This window comes from Thermoactinomyces vulgaris (assembly GCF_003688725.1).
Lineage (GTDB): Bacteria > Bacillota > Bacilli > Thermoactinomycetales > Thermoactinomycetaceae > Thermoactinomyces > Thermoactinomyces vulgaris.
Genome location: NZ_REFP01000007.1, coordinates 678,663 through 694,195, shown reverse-complemented (window position 1 = coordinate 694,195; position 15,533 = coordinate 678,663). Strand labels below are relative to the sequence as shown.

General features: G+C 45.4%; 16 protein-coding genes and 1 riboswitch. Of the genes, 11 read left to right on the top strand and 5 right to left on the bottom strand.

The annotated features are described in order from the left end of the window. The first annotated feature begins 54 nt into the window (after positions 1–54). Both ATH33_RS03895 and ATH33_RS03890 read left to right on the top strand, forming a co-directional pair. Positions 55–1,446, top strand: a complete 1,392-nt coding sequence (locus ATH33_RS03895; RefSeq protein WP_121874088.1) for an aminotransferase-like domain-containing protein — start codon at positions 55–57, stop codon at positions 1,444–1,446. 76 nt (positions 1,447–1,522) lie between these two features. Further along, positions 1,523–2,287 (top strand): MerR family transcriptional regulator, encoded by a 765-nt coding sequence (locus tag ATH33_RS03890; protein WP_121874087.1) that lies wholly within the window; start codon positions 1,523–1,525, stop codon positions 2,285–2,287. A gap of 77 nt (positions 2,288–2,364) precedes the next feature. On the opposite strand, the gene lysA is transcribed toward ATH33_RS03890, so the two are convergent. After that, the gene (lysA, locus tag ATH33_RS03885) at positions 2,365–3,681 is read right to left on the bottom strand and encodes a diaminopimelate decarboxylase (RefSeq protein ID WP_121874086.1); all 1,317 of its coding nucleotides are present in this window, start codon (positions 3,679–3,681) and stop codon (positions 2,365–2,367) included. 102 nt (positions 3,682–3,783) lie between these two features. Continuing rightward, positions 3,784–3,975, bottom strand: a riboswitch (Lysine riboswitch). 181 nt (positions 3,976–4,156) lie between these two features. On the opposite strand from lysA, the gene ATH33_RS03880 reads away from it, so the two are divergent. The 3 genes from ATH33_RS03880 to ATH33_RS03870 all read left to right on the top strand — a co-directional run bounded on the left by ATH33_RS03880 (position 4,157) and on the right by ATH33_RS03870 (position 7,996). Beyond that, the gene (locus tag ATH33_RS03880) at positions 4,157–5,059 is read left to right on the top strand and encodes a cation diffusion facilitator family transporter (protein WP_049720108.1); all 903 of its coding nucleotides are present in this window, start codon (positions 4,157–4,159) and stop codon (positions 5,057–5,059) included. 171 nt (positions 5,060–5,230) lie between these two features. Next, positions 5,231–5,497 carry a hypothetical protein gene (locus tag ATH33_RS03875; protein ID WP_049720107.1) on the top strand — a complete coding sequence of 89 codons (267 nt, stop codon included), beginning with the start codon at positions 5,231–5,233 and terminating at the stop codon, positions 5,495–5,497. Between the two features lie 369 nt (positions 5,498–5,866). Then, a complete protein-coding gene (locus ATH33_RS03870; RefSeq protein ID WP_121874085.1) occupies positions 5,867–7,996 on the top strand; it encodes a Piwi domain-containing protein in 2,130 nt (709 codons plus the stop codon). A gap of 104 nt (positions 7,997–8,100) precedes the next feature. On the opposite strand, the gene ATH33_RS03865 is transcribed toward ATH33_RS03870, so the two are convergent. Both ATH33_RS03865 and ATH33_RS03860 read right to left on the bottom strand, forming a co-directional pair. After that, positions 8,101–9,003: a DMT family transporter gene (locus ATH33_RS03865; RefSeq protein ID WP_049720105.1), complete on the bottom strand. Its 903-nt coding sequence runs from the start codon at positions 9,001–9,003 to the stop codon at positions 8,101–8,103. A gap of 95 nt (positions 9,004–9,098) precedes the next feature. Next, positions 9,099–9,281 (bottom strand): DUF896 domain-containing protein, encoded by a 183-nt coding sequence (locus ATH33_RS03860; RefSeq protein ID WP_037994442.1) that lies wholly within the window; start codon positions 9,279–9,281, stop codon positions 9,099–9,101. 81 nt (positions 9,282–9,362) lie between these two features. Between ATH33_RS03860 and ATH33_RS03855 the strand changes: the two genes are divergently transcribed. From ATH33_RS03855 to ATH33_RS03845, 3 genes are read left to right on the top strand one after another with little or no spacing between them, the layout of a single operon-like run. Then, the gene (locus tag ATH33_RS03855) at positions 9,363–10,019 is read left to right on the top strand and encodes a YneB family resolvase-like protein (RefSeq protein WP_049720104.1); all 657 of its coding nucleotides are present in this window, start codon (positions 9,363–9,365) and stop codon (positions 10,017–10,019) included. Positions 10,020–10,021: 2 nt separating this feature from the next. Further along, positions 10,022–11,092, top strand: a complete 1,071-nt coding sequence (locus ATH33_RS03850; protein ID WP_037994444.1) for a M42 family metallopeptidase — start codon at positions 10,022–10,024, stop codon at positions 11,090–11,092. A gap of 12 nt (positions 11,093–11,104) precedes the next feature. Next, positions 11,105–11,569: a pyridoxamine 5'-phosphate oxidase family protein gene (locus ATH33_RS03845; RefSeq protein ID WP_037994446.1), complete on the top strand. Its 465-nt coding sequence runs from the start codon at positions 11,105–11,107 to the stop codon at positions 11,567–11,569. A gap of 27 nt (positions 11,570–11,596) precedes the next feature. On the opposite strand, the gene ATH33_RS03840 is transcribed toward ATH33_RS03845, so the two are convergent. Further along, positions 11,597–12,106 (bottom strand): PadR family transcriptional regulator, encoded by a 510-nt coding sequence (locus ATH33_RS03840; protein WP_037994448.1) that lies wholly within the window; start codon positions 12,104–12,106, stop codon positions 11,597–11,599. Between the two features lie 96 nt (positions 12,107–12,202). Between ATH33_RS03840 and ATH33_RS03835 the strand changes: the two genes are divergently transcribed. From ATH33_RS03835 to ATH33_RS03830, 3 genes are all read left to right on the top strand, one after another. Beyond that, the gene (locus tag ATH33_RS03835; protein WP_037994450.1) at positions 12,203–13,423 is read left to right on the top strand and encodes a cytochrome P450; all 1,221 of its coding nucleotides are present in this window, start codon (positions 12,203–12,205) and stop codon (positions 13,421–13,423) included. A gap of 144 nt (positions 13,424–13,567) precedes the next feature. Then, positions 13,568–13,774, top strand: coding sequence for a hypothetical protein (locus ATH33_RS13525; RefSeq protein ID WP_165489744.1), 207 nt, complete (start codon positions 13,568–13,570; stop codon positions 13,772–13,774). A gap of 28 nt (positions 13,775–13,802) precedes the next feature. After that, positions 13,803–14,729: a S66 peptidase family protein gene (locus ATH33_RS03830; protein WP_231855183.1), complete on the top strand. Its 927-nt coding sequence runs from the start codon at positions 13,803–13,805 to the stop codon at positions 14,727–14,729. Here the strand turns inward: ATH33_RS03830 and ATH33_RS03825 are convergent. Beyond that, positions 14,701–15,471: an arylamine N-acetyltransferase family protein gene (locus tag ATH33_RS03825; RefSeq protein ID WP_049720100.1), complete on the bottom strand. Its 771-nt coding sequence runs from the start codon at positions 15,469–15,471 to the stop codon at positions 14,701–14,703. The genes ATH33_RS03830 and ATH33_RS03825 overlap by 29 nt on opposite strands. Positions 15,472–15,533: the final 62 nt, after the last annotated feature.

Sequence of the window (15,533 nt, the reverse complement as noted above, 5' to 3'; positions counted from 1 at the left end):
AAAAATGCTTAATTTTCTTATCTGTACCGGTACACAAGATGGAGGGAAGAAACCATGGCGGAAAGGAAATATGAAATGATTAAAAATGCGATAAAGAAAGAACTTCAGTCCGGAGCGCTGCAACCTGGCGAAAAATTGCCTTCTATCCGCTCGCTGTCCGCCAGGTTTGCCTGCAACAAAAACACGGTGATCCGCGCTTACCAAGAGCTTGAAAAAGAACATTTGATTTATTCTGTTCCCAAAAGCGGTTACTATTCCATCCGCCGCCCCGGAGTGCCCGACGAGGATGAAGCTGCGGAATTCGTCGATTTTTCGTCAGCCAATCCGGATCCGGAAATCATGCCATACAAAGATTTTCAACATTGCCTGAACCGTGCCATTAAACTGTATCAGGATGAACTCTTCACCTATTCCGATCCACAGGGGTTTTTGTCTTTGCGCAAAGAATTGGTCAAACATCTGGCGGATTATCAGATTTTCACCCGTCCGGAACAGGTTTCGATTGTCTCCGGATCCCAGCAAGCCCTGAATTTGTTGGCCATGATGCCTTTCCCCAACGGAAAAAATGTGATTTTGGTGGAACAGCCAACCTATCATGGGATGATTCGGATTATTGATGCACTCGGTTTAACAGCCATTGGCATCCGGCGAACCAAAAAAGGGATTGATCTTGATGAGTTGGAACGCCATTTCCGTAACAATCAAATTAAGTTTTTCTATACCATGCCACGTTTTCACAACCCGCTTGGCACAAGTTATGACCAGGAAGTGAAAAAGCAGATCGCTAAACTGGCTGCAAAATATGATGTCTACATTGTGGAGGATGATTATTTGCTGGACTTGGAAACGGATCCCAAGAATGATCCCGTTTTCAGTTATGATTTGTCCGGTCATACCATTTATCTGAAAAGCTTTTCCAAAGTCATGTTGCCAGGGCTGAGGATGGGGGCGATCCTTCTTCCGTCCATTCTGACAGAAAGCTTCCGCCTGTTTAAATCTTCCTGTGACATCAGTTCGGCCACACTGTCCCAAGCCGCTTTGGAAATCTATTTAAAATGCGGCATGTATTTCCGTCACACCGCGTCGATGCGCAATCTTTACCAAAAACGGATGAAAATTCTAAAAGAAGTGTGTAATCTGCATCTTCCCCCGGAGATGAACGTAGCCGCGGAAACAGGCGGCATTTTCGGGCAATTGGATCTCCCAAAGCAACTGCCGGCCAAAGAATGGATTGCCTGCTTGAGGCAACACCACATCCTTGTCTCATCCATTGACCATTGTTTCCTGAAAACCTTCCCGAAAGTGAACGGGTTCCGGTTAAGAATCATACAAACCGACAAAACTCAAATTGAAAAAGGCATTCGCATGATGGGAGAAGTGTACAAAAAACAGTTGAAATCCAAATCAAGCGCCTTTCCGCCCAAAACGGTAATTCATTGGATATGACAGAAAAAACACAAAAAAATGATTTGACATTGACGCATACGTCAAGGTGTACAGTGAAGATGCAGGAGGTGAAATCATGGAATACACCGTGCAGAAATTGGCCCGGTTGGCCGGCGTCAGCACACGGACCCTTCGTTACTATGATGAGATCGGAATCTTGAAACCTGCACGGATCAATTCATCCGGGTACCGGATTTACGGACCGGCAGAAGTGGACCGTCTGCAGCAAATTTTGTTTTACAAGGAGCTCGGGGTGAAACTGGATGTCATTAAAGAGATCATCACGTCCCCGGACTATGACGGGCTCAAAGCGCTACACGAACACCGTCGGCAACTGATGCAAAAACGGGAACATCTGGACCGTTTGATTGCCAACGTGGAAAAAACCATTGATGCGATGGAGGGGAGAGGAACCATGACGGATCAAGAGAAATTTGAAGCTTTCAAAAAACGGATGGTTGAAGAAAATGAAGAGAAGTACGGGGAAGAGATCCGCGAGAAATATGGAGCCGAGGCGGTCAACCGCTCCAATGAAAAACTGCTTGGGATGACCAAAGAAGAATACGCAAAAATGCAACGTTTGAATGATGAGATTTTTGAAACGCTGACCCGGGCTTATCAGCAGAGAGACCCGGCCGGGGATCTGGCCCAAAAAGCGGCGGATCTGCATAAACAATGGCTGATGTTTTCTTGGAGTGATTACAGCAAGGAAGCTCATGCCAACCTTGCGCAAATGTATGTGGTTGATGAACGTTTTAAAGCCTACTATGAGAAGGAACCGGGGATGACCGAGTTCTTGAGAGACGCCGTTTTCATCTATACCGGCATGCACAAAGGATAAAGGATGCTAACCCGTCATGACACATCCCGATGACCAACGGATTCCGGCCGGATCATCGGGATGTTTTTTTAAGGAATTTATGAAGTGGCATAAACTTTTTTTCTCAAATCTTTCCGGATTAAATCATCATAGGTTTCGCGTTCAATCACGATACGGGGCGTTCCGTTTTTGACAAAGACGACGGCCGGCCTGGGAAGGCGGTTATAGTTGCTTGCCATCGAATATCCGTAAGCGCCGGTGGAAAAGATGGCCAACAGATCATTGCTGCTGACTTTCGGCAAACAAAGATCTTGAATTAAAAGATCGCCTGATTCACAACATTTTCCGGCGATGGTCACTGTCTCTTCCAAAGGGGCATCCGCTTTGTTGGCCAAAACAGCGTGATATTTGGCTTGGTAAAGAGCCGGGCGGATGTTGTCCGTCATGCCGCCGTCAATGGAAACATATTTGCAGATTCCCGGGATTTCTTTGATGGCGCCGATCCGGTAAATGGTGATGCCGGCGTTTCCCACAATGCTGCGCCCGGGTTCCACCCATATTTCCGGGATGCTCAATCCCCGTTCATTCCATGCTTTTTTCACTTCTTCCGTGATGGCTTGTACATAATGTTCAATCGGAAGCGGCCGGTCTTCATCGGTATATTGAATCCCAAACCCGCCGCCGACATTTAAAACTTTTGCTTCATAGCCGGTTTCGGCGCGAATCTCATCCAGATGCTTCCGAATCATTTGAATCGATTGAATAAACCCTTCCGTTTCGAAAATTTGCGATCCAATGTGGACATGAACCCCCAACAATTCATAAAAGGGTTTGGCCAATGCCCGTTTGACCGCCATCAAAGATTGCCCGTGCTTGACACTGAAGCCGAATTTGGAATTTTCCTGGCCGGTGGTGATGTATTCATGTGTATGGACTTCAATGCCGGGGGTCAACCGGAGCAAAATTTTCACGTTTTTGCGGCACGCTTCGGCCAAGTCATGAAGCATCTCCAGTTCAAAAAAGTTATCAACGACAAAACAGCCGATGTCAGCTTCCAGAGCCATCCGGAGCTCGGCTTCCGATTTGTTGTTCCCGTGAAAATGAATGCGCTCTGCAGGGAAGCCGGCCTGAAGGGCCGTATAAAGTTCACCGCCGGAGACGACATCCAGCGAAAGGTTTTCTTCATTTGCCAATTCCGCCATGGCCAGACAACTGAACGCTTTACTGGCATAGGCCACTTGGTGGGGACAACCGCTTTTTTGAAAAGCCAGCAAAAAACGCCTTGCATTTTGGCGGATTTGCATTTCATCATACACAAACAGCGGTGTGCCGAATTGTTCCGCCAGTTCGACCGTGTCGCATCCGCCGATTTCCAAATGGCCGGAATCGTTTACCCTCAAGTGATGCAAAAACATATAAAAAAACCTCCTAATCAACTGGTGTTAGGAGAGACAGGCAAGGGCAGAATCCCCATCCGTGAAGACGGGTCGATATTTCACCACACCATAACCATTTCTCCTAAAGATAGCGCACCACACGATTCAAGAGAAGTGAACCGTGTGACAGTCCCGTTCCTGTTCGGAGACGGGCCCAGCCTGCTTGCCCAGAGAAACAAACAGACTTCGGCAGCTTTTCCTTTCCTTCGCAGTCATCGGCATCTCTGTGCCTCATGGGAAGTACTCATAAAAGCCGCAACCTCTACCTCATCACTAGTTATGATGAGGTTTTTTTCAATATGATTTTTATTGGTGAGATTTTAATTACGTTCCAGTATAAAGGAAAGGACACATGAATTGCAAGGAATTGTTCAGATCTTTACAAACTCAAAATGAAAAAAGGATTTTCTAGGCATAATGATAAGATAAGAAACCAAAAAAGGTGATTGATCGGATGAAGCTCAAACCGATTTTGCAAACCCCGATGGCGGCAGCGTGGATCGGGTTGATCAGCAATATTGTCTTGACCATTTTGAAACTGATTGTCGGTTTTTTGTTTCAGAGCCCTTCCCTGATTGCCGACGGCTTTCACAATTTGGCCGATATTGCGGCATCCGGCGCCACCTTGGGTTCCATGCGGATTTCCAAGATGCCGGCGGACCGGGAACATCCTTACGGCCACGGAAAAGCGGAAGTGATTGCTTCCGGCATGGTCGCGATTGTGTTGCTTTTGATTTCTTTGTTTATGATTTATGAATCTGTCACTGCCTTGTTTGAACCGTTTGTCGAAGCGCATGTCCTTTCCTTGCTTGCCGCCTTGATTTCGCTGATTTGGAAACAAATTCTTTATGTCTATACCATCAAAATCGGAAAAAGAGTCAACAGCAAGGGATTAATCGCAACCGCATATGACCATTTGTCGGATGTTTACGCTTCCCTTGCCGCCGTGGTCGGGATTGGTCTGGCATTATGGGGACAGCACCAGTCGGTTCCTTTTGCGGAATACGGCGATCCGTTGGCTGGCATCGTCGTTTCTTTCCTGATTTTGCGCGTTGCCATCCATATGGGGAAAGAAGCCGTCGATATTTTAATGGAGCGAAACATCCCGGAAGAAGAGTTGAAGATTTACCGTGAATTGATCCTGAAAGTGGATGGTGTCAAGCGGATTGATCAATTGCGGGGCCGGGAACACGGCCATTACCGTTTGATCGATGTCCGAGTCGGGGTGCCTGCGGATTTGACCGTCAAAGAGGGGCATGATATTGCTTCGCGGGTCAAAGAAACATTGATGAATGAATTCCGGGAAATCCAAGAAGTCTTTGTGCACGTCAATCCCTGGCAACCGCCGGAACCGTAAATTTTTCAAAGAGGACACTAGAAAGGAGAATAAAGATTCGATATACATAATAATGGGAGTGACACGGGAGGAGGGATCCGGACGATTCATTACGATTTCCATCTGACAAGGAGCGATTATTGGCTGGACAGTCAAAAAAAGCCGATCGGAATCGGGGAATGGCAACAAGTTGTGGAAAAAGACGAGGAAATGAAACTGGTCAATGCCGTCGAATTGAAAACAGTCACCGGCGAAGTGATCAAGCTTGAAAACGAAGGACTTTCTTTATGGACCAACCCCGAAAACGGGGATATGACTTATTTTACATATCGCGACGGGCGGATCTCGGTGAAAAGCCCGGCCGACGGCAAATTGCAGTACCAGGTATTGCGCAAAATGAAGCAACTGGCTGAAGCATTGGAAGCCAATGTTCAAGGGGATGATGGTGAACTTTATTAACAATTCAGTGTCGCTCCCCGGAACATAAAATTCATCAAAAAAAGAAGCACTTCGGTTTGTAAGTGCTTCTTTTTTAATGCTTTTTACAACTATAAATCACATAATCTCTTCTTCACAGCAGTTTTCAAGACTATCGAAAGTAATTTTTTTTGCTCCAACTTATGATTAATATTAAGTTTATAAAATTAATAAATGAATGAGAAAAAACCGCTATACAACAAGTTGAGAAGTAATTTTGACTAATAAGCAATTCAGTGGGCTTATATTGACCAAAGAAGGGTTTTAGAAAAAAATAAAGAAATATAATTATATAAAAATAAAATTATTATTAAAAATATTAGTTATTTACTGAGTGCAGGAGGGAGCATATTGGATAATTATATATTAACAGAGTATAAAGCTGGGATTCATGCCAGTGAAATTAAGATTCATATCTACCGTATGCCGGTTAAAGACTTGGAAAAAATTGATTATGAGTATGGGAAATATACTCGTGATTTAAGACAAAAGAACCGCAAAACAATATCTTTTTATCGTTCGTTAATTGGTTCATTCGAAAAACTAACTATTGTACCAAAAGGTTATGAGAAATATGAATATCGCTCCATTAAACTGGACCAATCGGAAGAAAGCTTACAAGAAAGAAAATTATTGGAAAGATTGATTTTCGATGGATTAAGGGATTCAAACCGTAATCATTTTATGTCAACGGAGCAAAGTATTATTGAAAAGGAACCGATAAAATCTCTCTCCAAATGTAAAATTCATCGTGGAATATATATTGATATTACTGTAAAGGAGAAAGGTGACATCTTCATTGGCTTTGAACTAAAACACTCCATTCAGTCTACTCATACCATTATAAAAGCTTTAAAGGAAAAGAAACTTAACAAGGGTGACAAGGTATTTGATTTTTTGAATAGTGCACATTATGAGTTTGAGGGTATTTCTGACAAGACTATCAGTGATCCTCTACCGGAATTGGGTAATAAGAGTATCATTCAACATTATAAAACTAAACCAAGTATATATTGCCATTTAGTTAAGAAGCCAAATATGCCAGCTATCCTTGTTCGATCTAAATCAGGCAAAGTGTATCCTTATCCGCCTCAATTATTAAAAAAAGAATGCTTGATGAAAGACGTCCCCGCAAAAGAACATTCCTCTATTAAACTAAATCCTAATGACAAAATAAATTACTCCATAGAAATAATGAAAAGGATTATTGATGCCTTTGAAAATCGATATTTTCCAATTGGTTTTGAAAAAAACAATTTGAATATCGCCAAGTTAGGGTATCGTCGTCGTCTTGTGCCAGATCCACTGCTTCGTATTGGAAATGGTGCCACGTGTAACCATCGGGACTTAAAAGGAGCTTTTCTAAGGCATAAAATATATGATTCAGTTTCTTCGCCTATTTATTATCAACTTTTGCTCGATCAGCCATTTGAAAGAGAGTGGCAGAAAAAGATGTCCGAAGCGTTCATAACCAAAATGGAAAATAGATCAAGACAATGGGGAATTAAATTACAATGTACAGGTAATCAAATTCTCCCCACTTCTAATCCTTACGCTCTTAGGCTTCATTTGAAAGATATCAATTTAGACACTGATATCATATCTGTAGTTCTTCTTGATGAAACAAAACAAGAAGGAGAAGAGGTTTATTCTACCATAAAAAAAGAATTAGGAGGAACTCGTGGAGCTCATACCCAAGTCATTCTTATTGATTCATTGAAAAATGAATATACGATCCCACAGATTCTCTTAGGAATTTATACAAAAGCAGGATTGCAACCTTGGGTATTACATCAGCCATTACATGCAGATTGTTATGTTGGTTATGATGTAAGCCATGAAAATGGCCGACATACCACGGGAATTGTTCAGGTGTTCGGCAAAGATGGCAGCCAAATCTTCTCTCAACCTATTTCTTCTGCAGAAGCGGGAGAAAAAGTCAGTAAGGAAACCATTCAAACTATGGTAATTCATGTTCTATATTATTATCAAAAGAAAGTTGGAAAAATGCCTCAACATATTGTTTTTCATCGGGATGGCAGGGGATATGTGGAGGAAATTGACTGGATCAAAGATATATTATCCAATCGAGATCTCACGAATGGCCAATCAATTGCTTTTGATTACATTTCGGTGATTAAAGAATGTGGTCGGAGAATGGCATATTTTGATGATATAAAAAAGAAATACGTCAATGTTCCTGGAATTGCCTATCTTGATGACAATGCCCAAAAGGCTTATCTTTGCTCGACGAATCCATATGAAAAGGTTGGGATGTCGAAACCTATAAAAATAGTAAAGAAAATAGGAGAGATGACACTGGAACAAATTGTAGAAGATATCTATCATTTGTCATTCATGAACATTCATACCGATCGCAAAGTACGTTTACCGGTGACAACGAACTATGCTGATAAAAGTTCCACTTTCTTCAGCAGGGGTTATTTATCTTCTCAAAAAAAAGGGATTGGATTTGTGTAAAATGGATATAATTTTTTTAAAAGCCCTCTCTATTACTGAGAGGGCTTTTTTCTTACATAAAATAACCACTACTAATCAAGTTGGAATTTCAATTAATCCTATCTTCACGCAACCGTTTTGGTTGCTTCTTTTTTTGTTTTGTCCATGGATGAAAGCGCGACGCCGGCGATGATCAAAAATGCCCCCGGATAGAAGTTCCATGTGAGTTTCTCATTTAACAGCCAGGCTCCGAGCAGGGTACCGACTACAGGCTGGCAAAAGAAAAACAGGGACCCGACGGAGGCGTCGATATATTCAAATCCCTTGTTCCATAAATAAAAAGCAAGAGCAGTCGAAATGATTCCCAAATATAAGATGCCCAGCCATATCCCCCAATCCGTCGGCCATGTCACTCCTTTGGCGTGCCATTCCCACCAACTGACGGGAAAGGTAAACAACACGCCAAAAAGGTTGGCCCAAAATGTCGCGGTGAGTGAAGAATATTTGAGCGTTTGCACCCGGCTCAATACGGTATAAAGTGCCCAAGTGACCGCGGCGCCAAACAAGATCAGATTGCCGGTGAAGGTGGAAGAGCCGGTTTCTGCTGGATAACCGATGACAAGGATCACCCCGACGGTTGCGATGATCAGCGCCGATCCTTTGCGAAAACCGGGTCTTTCACGCAACAGTTTCCAAGCGAAAACGGATATGAGTGCCGGGGAAGCGGAAGTAATCAGTGAGCCGAGGGAAGCCCCGGACAAATGCGTGCCGACAAATTGCAATCCGATGGAACCGGTATAACCGATCAATCCGATCAAGGCCATCTGTTTCACATCGCGGAGGTCAATTTTCCATTCGCGGGCCAAAAAAGCCCAAGCCCCCAACACGCACAAACCGATGACAAAACGCATCTCCAACAAAACCCAAGGAGGAATGGTATTTAAAACCACTTTGCTTATTACATACATTCCGCCCCAGATGGAAGCAGCGGCACTTAAGCAAAGGGGACCGAGCCACCATTTTTTCATCTTGCTTTCCTCCTGCCAAAAAACTCTGCCGGTTTGACTGCGGTCTCATTGTGGGAAGAAAGAATGTACAATATAATGGAAATCGAAACCATTCATCAATGTTTGGGTTCATCCACAAAGCGCACCCGGGACAACTGCTGTTTCACTTGTCCCCGGATCGCTTTCAGGTAAATTTGATACAGCTTGGCTTGTTCCTTTTTTTCTTCCTCTGTCAAACCCTGCGTTCTTTTTTTGCGGGCCAGTTCATTGATTCGCTGTATGAGTTGTTCATTGATCACTCCAATCACTCCTTCTTGTTCACTGTACCGAATTCAACGAAGTCTGGCAAGAATGTGAGAGGATGAGAAGAGAGATTAGCTATGAAAGCGATCATTTATGCGAGAGTCAGCACACAAAAAGAAGAACAGGAAACCAGCCTTGAAAGGCAAGTGGAAGTTTTGACCGAATGGGCAAAAATATTAAAAATGGATGTGTGTCAGGTGATTAAGGAGCAACACAGCGGGTTCGATTTAAACCGGCCGGGGTTGTATCAAATGTTTGAGACGATTAAAAAGGAGAAAGCAAACGCCATTTTGATCCAGGATGACACCCGCTTGGGACGGGGAGAAGCAAAATTGGCGATTATCCATCAGCTGGACCGTTCCGGTTGCCGCATCTATTCCAAACAGCATCAGGGCGAGTTGGAATTGGAAGCCGGGGAATCCACCGTGCTTGCCATCATCGCCAAAGTCGAAGAATTGCAACGGAAAATGATGAACCAGAAGATCAGTTGGGGAATGAGACGCGCCATCCGGGAGAAAGGATACAATCCGGCGAAAAATCTTAAGAACCAGGGAATGGGAGGAAGAGAACGGAAAGAACTTCCGGTGGAACAAATCGTGGCATTGAAAGAAAAAAATCTGACATTCGAAGAAATCGCCGCAACGTTGAAAGGTTTTGGCTATCCGGTTTCCCGCGCAACCGTTCACCGGCGATATCAAGAATGGAAAAATCAACAAGAAAAGATGGAGGAGTAACCATGGCTGAAGTCAATTTGGATATTTACAAAGAGTTGACACAAATCCCCGGCACTTCCGGCTTTGAACATGAAGTGCGCCAGTGGATGCGTTCTTACATAACCCCGTTGGCGGATGAAGTCCTGACCGATCGGTTGGGAGGCATTTTCGGAGTCAAAAAAGGAAACGCTCCGGACCCGAAAGTGTTGGTCGCCGGCCATATGGATGAAGTCGGGTTTATGATCACCAAAATCACTTCCAACGGATTTCTCAAATTTCAAACTCTGGGCGGATGGTGGTCACAAGTCATGCTTTCGCAACGTGTGGAAATTGTGACCCGCACCGGCAAACGAATCCCCGGTGTCATCGGTTCCACCCCGCCGCATCTGCTCAGTTTGGAACAACGCCGCAAACCGATGGAAATCTCCCAGATGTTTATCGATATCGGAGCCGACAGCGATGAAGAGGCAAAGAGCTGGGGAGTCAGAGTCGGGGACTTTGCGGTGCCGCATTGTGACTTTGTGGAAATGGAAGGCGGAAAACGCCTGTTGAGCAAAGCTTGGGACAATCGTTTGGGCTGCGGATTGGCGGTGGAATTGTTGCAAGAATTGCAAAACGAGAAGCACCCCAACACCTTGTATGCCGGCGCCACGGTGCAAGAGGAAGTCGGCACCCGGGGAGCGGCAACGGCTGCCAAAATGATTGATCCTGATGTCTTTTTTGCCGTGGATGTCGGTCCCGCCGGTGACACTCCCGGAGTGAAAGACGGGTTTGGCGAAATCGGAAAAGGGGTCGTGATCCGGATTTATGACCGCTCGATGATTCCGCTGCCGGCCATGCGGGACTTCTTGCTGGACACCGCGGAATCCAATGACATTCCATATCAATTCTTTGTCTCGCAAGGAGGGACGGATGCCGGACGCGTCCATCAAACCGGAATCGGAGTGCCGTCGGCCGCCATCGGGATTTGCGGACGCTACATTCATTCCAACATAACCATTGTCGATAAAGAGGACATCGCGGCAGCCAAAGAATTTGCCGTCAAACTGATCAAAAACCTTAACCGTTCCACATACCAATCTTTGCTTGCCTGAGAAAGGGAAGGGATGATGAGTCAAACCGCCATTTCCGAAGAACTGTTTTGCTTTTTGGATGGAAACGACTTGGAAGACAAAACACGGGAGGCCATGATGCTGCTTTCGGTCAGCGAAGACGGCTGGCCGCATGCTGCTATGGTCAGTGTGGGGGAAGTGGTTGCTTTAAACCATGAGGAATTGAGAATTGCCCTCTGGCCAAAGACCCATACCGTCGCCAATTTAAAACGAACCCAACAAGCAACCTTGGTCGCCGTCCACAAAGGAAAAGTGCACTATGTCCGGCTGGCGATCAAACCGCTGCCCGCCTTGAAGGATGACAAACACAACCGGGAGCGGTTTGCGGCCAAGGTGGTTTCCGTTAAAGAGGATACAGCCAAATACGCTGAGATTACTTCAGGCATCCGCTTTGATTTATATGATCCGGAATCCGTTGTCCGGCGGTGGACCGAAACGGTATCCGGGTTGAAGAAATAGAAGACCCACTTTCAGGGTCTTTTTTTATTAATCAATCTCTTGCGACAGGCTTTGAATCCAGTCCAATTCGAGCTCCGCCTGGGCTTTTTGGAAATCGATCACTTTCAATACATAAGGGTTTTGCACATGATCTTGTTCAACCTTCCGGTAGTATTCCAGTTTTTTTTGTAACACTTCCTGTCTGTTTTGCATAATTTCTTGTTGTATTTCCGGTTCCAACCGGTCAAATAATGCCACCCTGACTAAAAATTCGATTTGTCTTGCCGCCAGTTTACCCGGGAAGTCACAGATCATTTCCAGAAAGATTTCCTCCCCGGTTTCGGTCAAACAATAGACGTGGCGGTTTGGTTTTCCTTCTGACTGAATCACTTCTTTGGAAATGGCGCCCATTTCCACAAAACGGCGCAACGCGGGATACAACAAGTTGTTGTTGATTTCAAATTCATCGCCGAGTGCGTTTTGGATGTTGCGTTTGATTTCATAACCATGTTTGGGACCTGACATCAGTTCCCCCAAAATCAATATTTCTGCATACATGGACATCACCTTGATTTGAAATTTTTGCGAATCGCTCCGGCGTCATATTCTAAGTTAATTTATCATATGTTATCCTAACATAGGGAGGGATTTTCGTTGAGTGATACCAACAACACCATCATCGTTCCTGAAATTTCCAAACTCAAAACCAAAGAAGAGCAATGGGAGCCTTATGCATGGTACAAAGAAATGAGAGAAAACCATCCGGTATATTACGATGAAGAACAAGACGTATGGAATGTGTTTTTGTATGATCATGCCAAACGGGTCCTGTCCGATCATGAACTTTTCTCCAACGTAAAAACCAGAAGTTTGATCCCCACTCCCAGAACGGACAACCGGGCCAATATCAACTTTTGTGACCCGCCGGAACATCGCAAAAGACGTGCGCTGTTGGCCAAAGCTTTCACCCCCCGCAGCCTGGATTCATGGGAACCGCGGATCCAAGCCATTGTCAATGACTTGATTGCCGAAATGGAAAAACACGAAACGGTGGATATCGTGGAGAAACTGGCCGTTCCGTTACCCGTCACTGTCATTGCCGATCTGCTGGGGGTTCCCAACAAAGACTGGCGTTTGATCAAGCATTGGTCCGATATCTTGTTCCGTCCCTATGAAAAAGAACACTATGACGATATTGCCGAGAAAAAACAACAAGCTTTGAAAGAATTCCGCGAATACTTATATCCCATTGTGCAAGAAAAACGCAAAAACCCTGCTGATGACATCATTTCCGACCTGACCCGGGCCGAACTTCACGGCGAACGGTTAAGTGATGAAGAAGTTGTTGATTCCAGCAGAGGGTTGCTCGGTGCCGGTAATGAAACCACAACCATGCTCATTGCTAATATATTTTATTGCATGTTGTTCGATCAACCGGGGGTTTATCAAGAGTTGCGCGAGGATATCTCCCTTGTCCCCAATCTGATTGAAGAAGTGCTTCGTTTCCGCTTTCCGGCCTCCAATGACCGCCGGATCGTAAAAGACACCAATGTCTTCGGCCCTTTGATGAAGAAAGGGCAAATGATCATTGCATGGGCCGGATCGGCAAACCGGGATGAAGCCCAATTCGCCAATGCGGAAACCTTTGACATCCATCGTCCCAATAACAAGCAACACCTCACGTTCGGATCCGGACCGCATTTCTGCCTGGGGGCTCCGCTGGCCCGCATGGAAGCCAGAATTGCACTGACCACCTTTGTCCAAAGCTTTGCCGACATCCATCCGGTGGAAAACTTTAAATTAACCGATCATTTGATTGCTTCCGGTGTGGGACAGTCGTTGAAAAACTTGCCGATCCGCTTGGTAAAAGCATGACAACATTGATCATCGAACTCATCTCCTGACAGAAAACACCTTGAGTCCGTCTCAAGGTGTTTTCTTTTTACCTGAGATTGCAAAGCACAAAAGCCATGATATGATAGGGGGGATAGATAATACTTTGGAAAAGGGGTTATGTCATTGTTCCAAAACAGTTGGCTCTGGATTTTTGTCGGACTTTGCATTTTGTTCTCGTTGATCATCACGATCCGATTAGGGGTCAACCAGAGTCCGGAACAAAACCAAGGTTATGTCAAACGCCGCAGAAAAATCGTTTGGCTGCTTCTTTCGATTTATGTCGCAGCCGTTGTGGTTTGGGTTGCCTTTGTGTTCCCTTTTTTATTCTGACGACAAGAGGTGGGGGAATTTGGGTTTGGTGATAAAACCTGAAGCTTTGCGGCCCGGGGATACCATCGGCCTGATTGCACCGGCTGGTCCGGTTCGCGAAAAAGAGTTGGAAGATTGCATCCGCATGCTTTCCGGCTTTGGTTATCCGGTGAAAACCGGAAAATCGGCCGGCAAGGCGTATGGATATTTGGCCGGGAAAGATTCATACCGGAAAGATGATTTGGAAGCGATGTTTCTCGATCCGGAGGTGAAAGCCGTTTTTTGTTTGAGAGGCGGATATGGAAGTTTGCGCATCATCGACCGGATCGATTATGAAGTGATTCGCCACCATCCGAAAATTTTTGTGGGATACAGCGATATCACGGCGCTTCACATTGCCATCCGGCAAATCTGCGGCCTTGTCACTTTTCACGGCCCGATGGGTGCGGAATTGTCCGGCGAACGGTACGATGAAGAAAGTTGGGGCGTATTGTTTTCCGTCTTATCCGGCCGGGATGTGAAGAGTTACACCCCGAATGAACACTTCTTTTCCATTGTTCCCGGCGTGGCGGAAGGAGAACTGACCGGCGGCAATCTGAGTTTGTTGCGTTCGGCCGTGGGAACCTCTTATGAGGTGGACACTCGGGACAAAATTTTGCTTCTGGAAGATGTGAATGAAGAAGTGTATGCCATCGACGGCATGCTGAATCAATTGCGGCTGGCCGGCAAGTTTGAACATGTGCGGGGAGTGATTCTCTCTGATTTCCGGCTCGCCGAACCCGGCCGCGACAAACCTTCCCTCCCGTTTCGGGAAATGATTGAAACCTTTTTCGCCCCGCTCGGCATCCCTTGCTTTTACGGCCTTTCCGCCGGACATTGCCGACCCAATTTCACATTGCCCATTGGCGGAAAAGTGAGAATGGATTCCGAGCGGGGAAGGGTTCAAATCACTGAGCCTCCGGTGATTCCCACCTGATTTGGAATATTTCCCGGATCAAAGCGGGCAGTTCGTTTTCGCTCACTTCTCTTTTTTCTTTTCCGGACGGGGTCACTTGAACCAGCTTTCGGCCGATCAAAGAGACTCTGCCGTCCGGCGTCATTTTGGAGATATAAATGGAGCGATTAAAAGGAGAGCGGGGGGAAGTTTCGATTAAACGGCAAGCTTCATGAAAATCCTGAAATGTTTTCGCTTCCCCTGTAAACCGGTATAAGACCTGCCAACTTTCAGCCCCGGGCTCTTTTTTCTCCAGGACGTATCGATCCGGGTTGGAACGGATCCGGTATTGTCCGGCAATATCTTGCACAACTTCTCCGGATAATGGAACCGGCCGACGCGGGGCGTTTCCGCCAAAACCCACATCAACCAGATATTTTTCATCATTCAGATAAACAAGATTGGCCAGGTGGGTTCCTTCCAATCCCCAATCACCGCTGGACGGTTCGTATACCGTTCCTGCAACCATTTGCACGTCAAACCCCAATTCGTTTAAGAGCAAATGAAACAGGCCGTTTAACTCAAAGCAAACGCCTCCGCGGTGATTAATTATGATTTTTTGAAAGAGGGAGATTGGATCCAACTGAATGGACCGGCCGGAGAGAATATCCAGGTTTTCAAAGTGGATGTGTTGTTGGTGTTTTTGCATTAACCTGGTGAGGCCGGGAAGATGGACCGGAACCGGAGGTTGAACACCGATTCGCGCAAGGTATTGAGGAATCATTCTGATGTCTCCTTTTCCTTTTCTTCGCGCACTTCTTATTGTATCGGAAAGGAATTATGTTG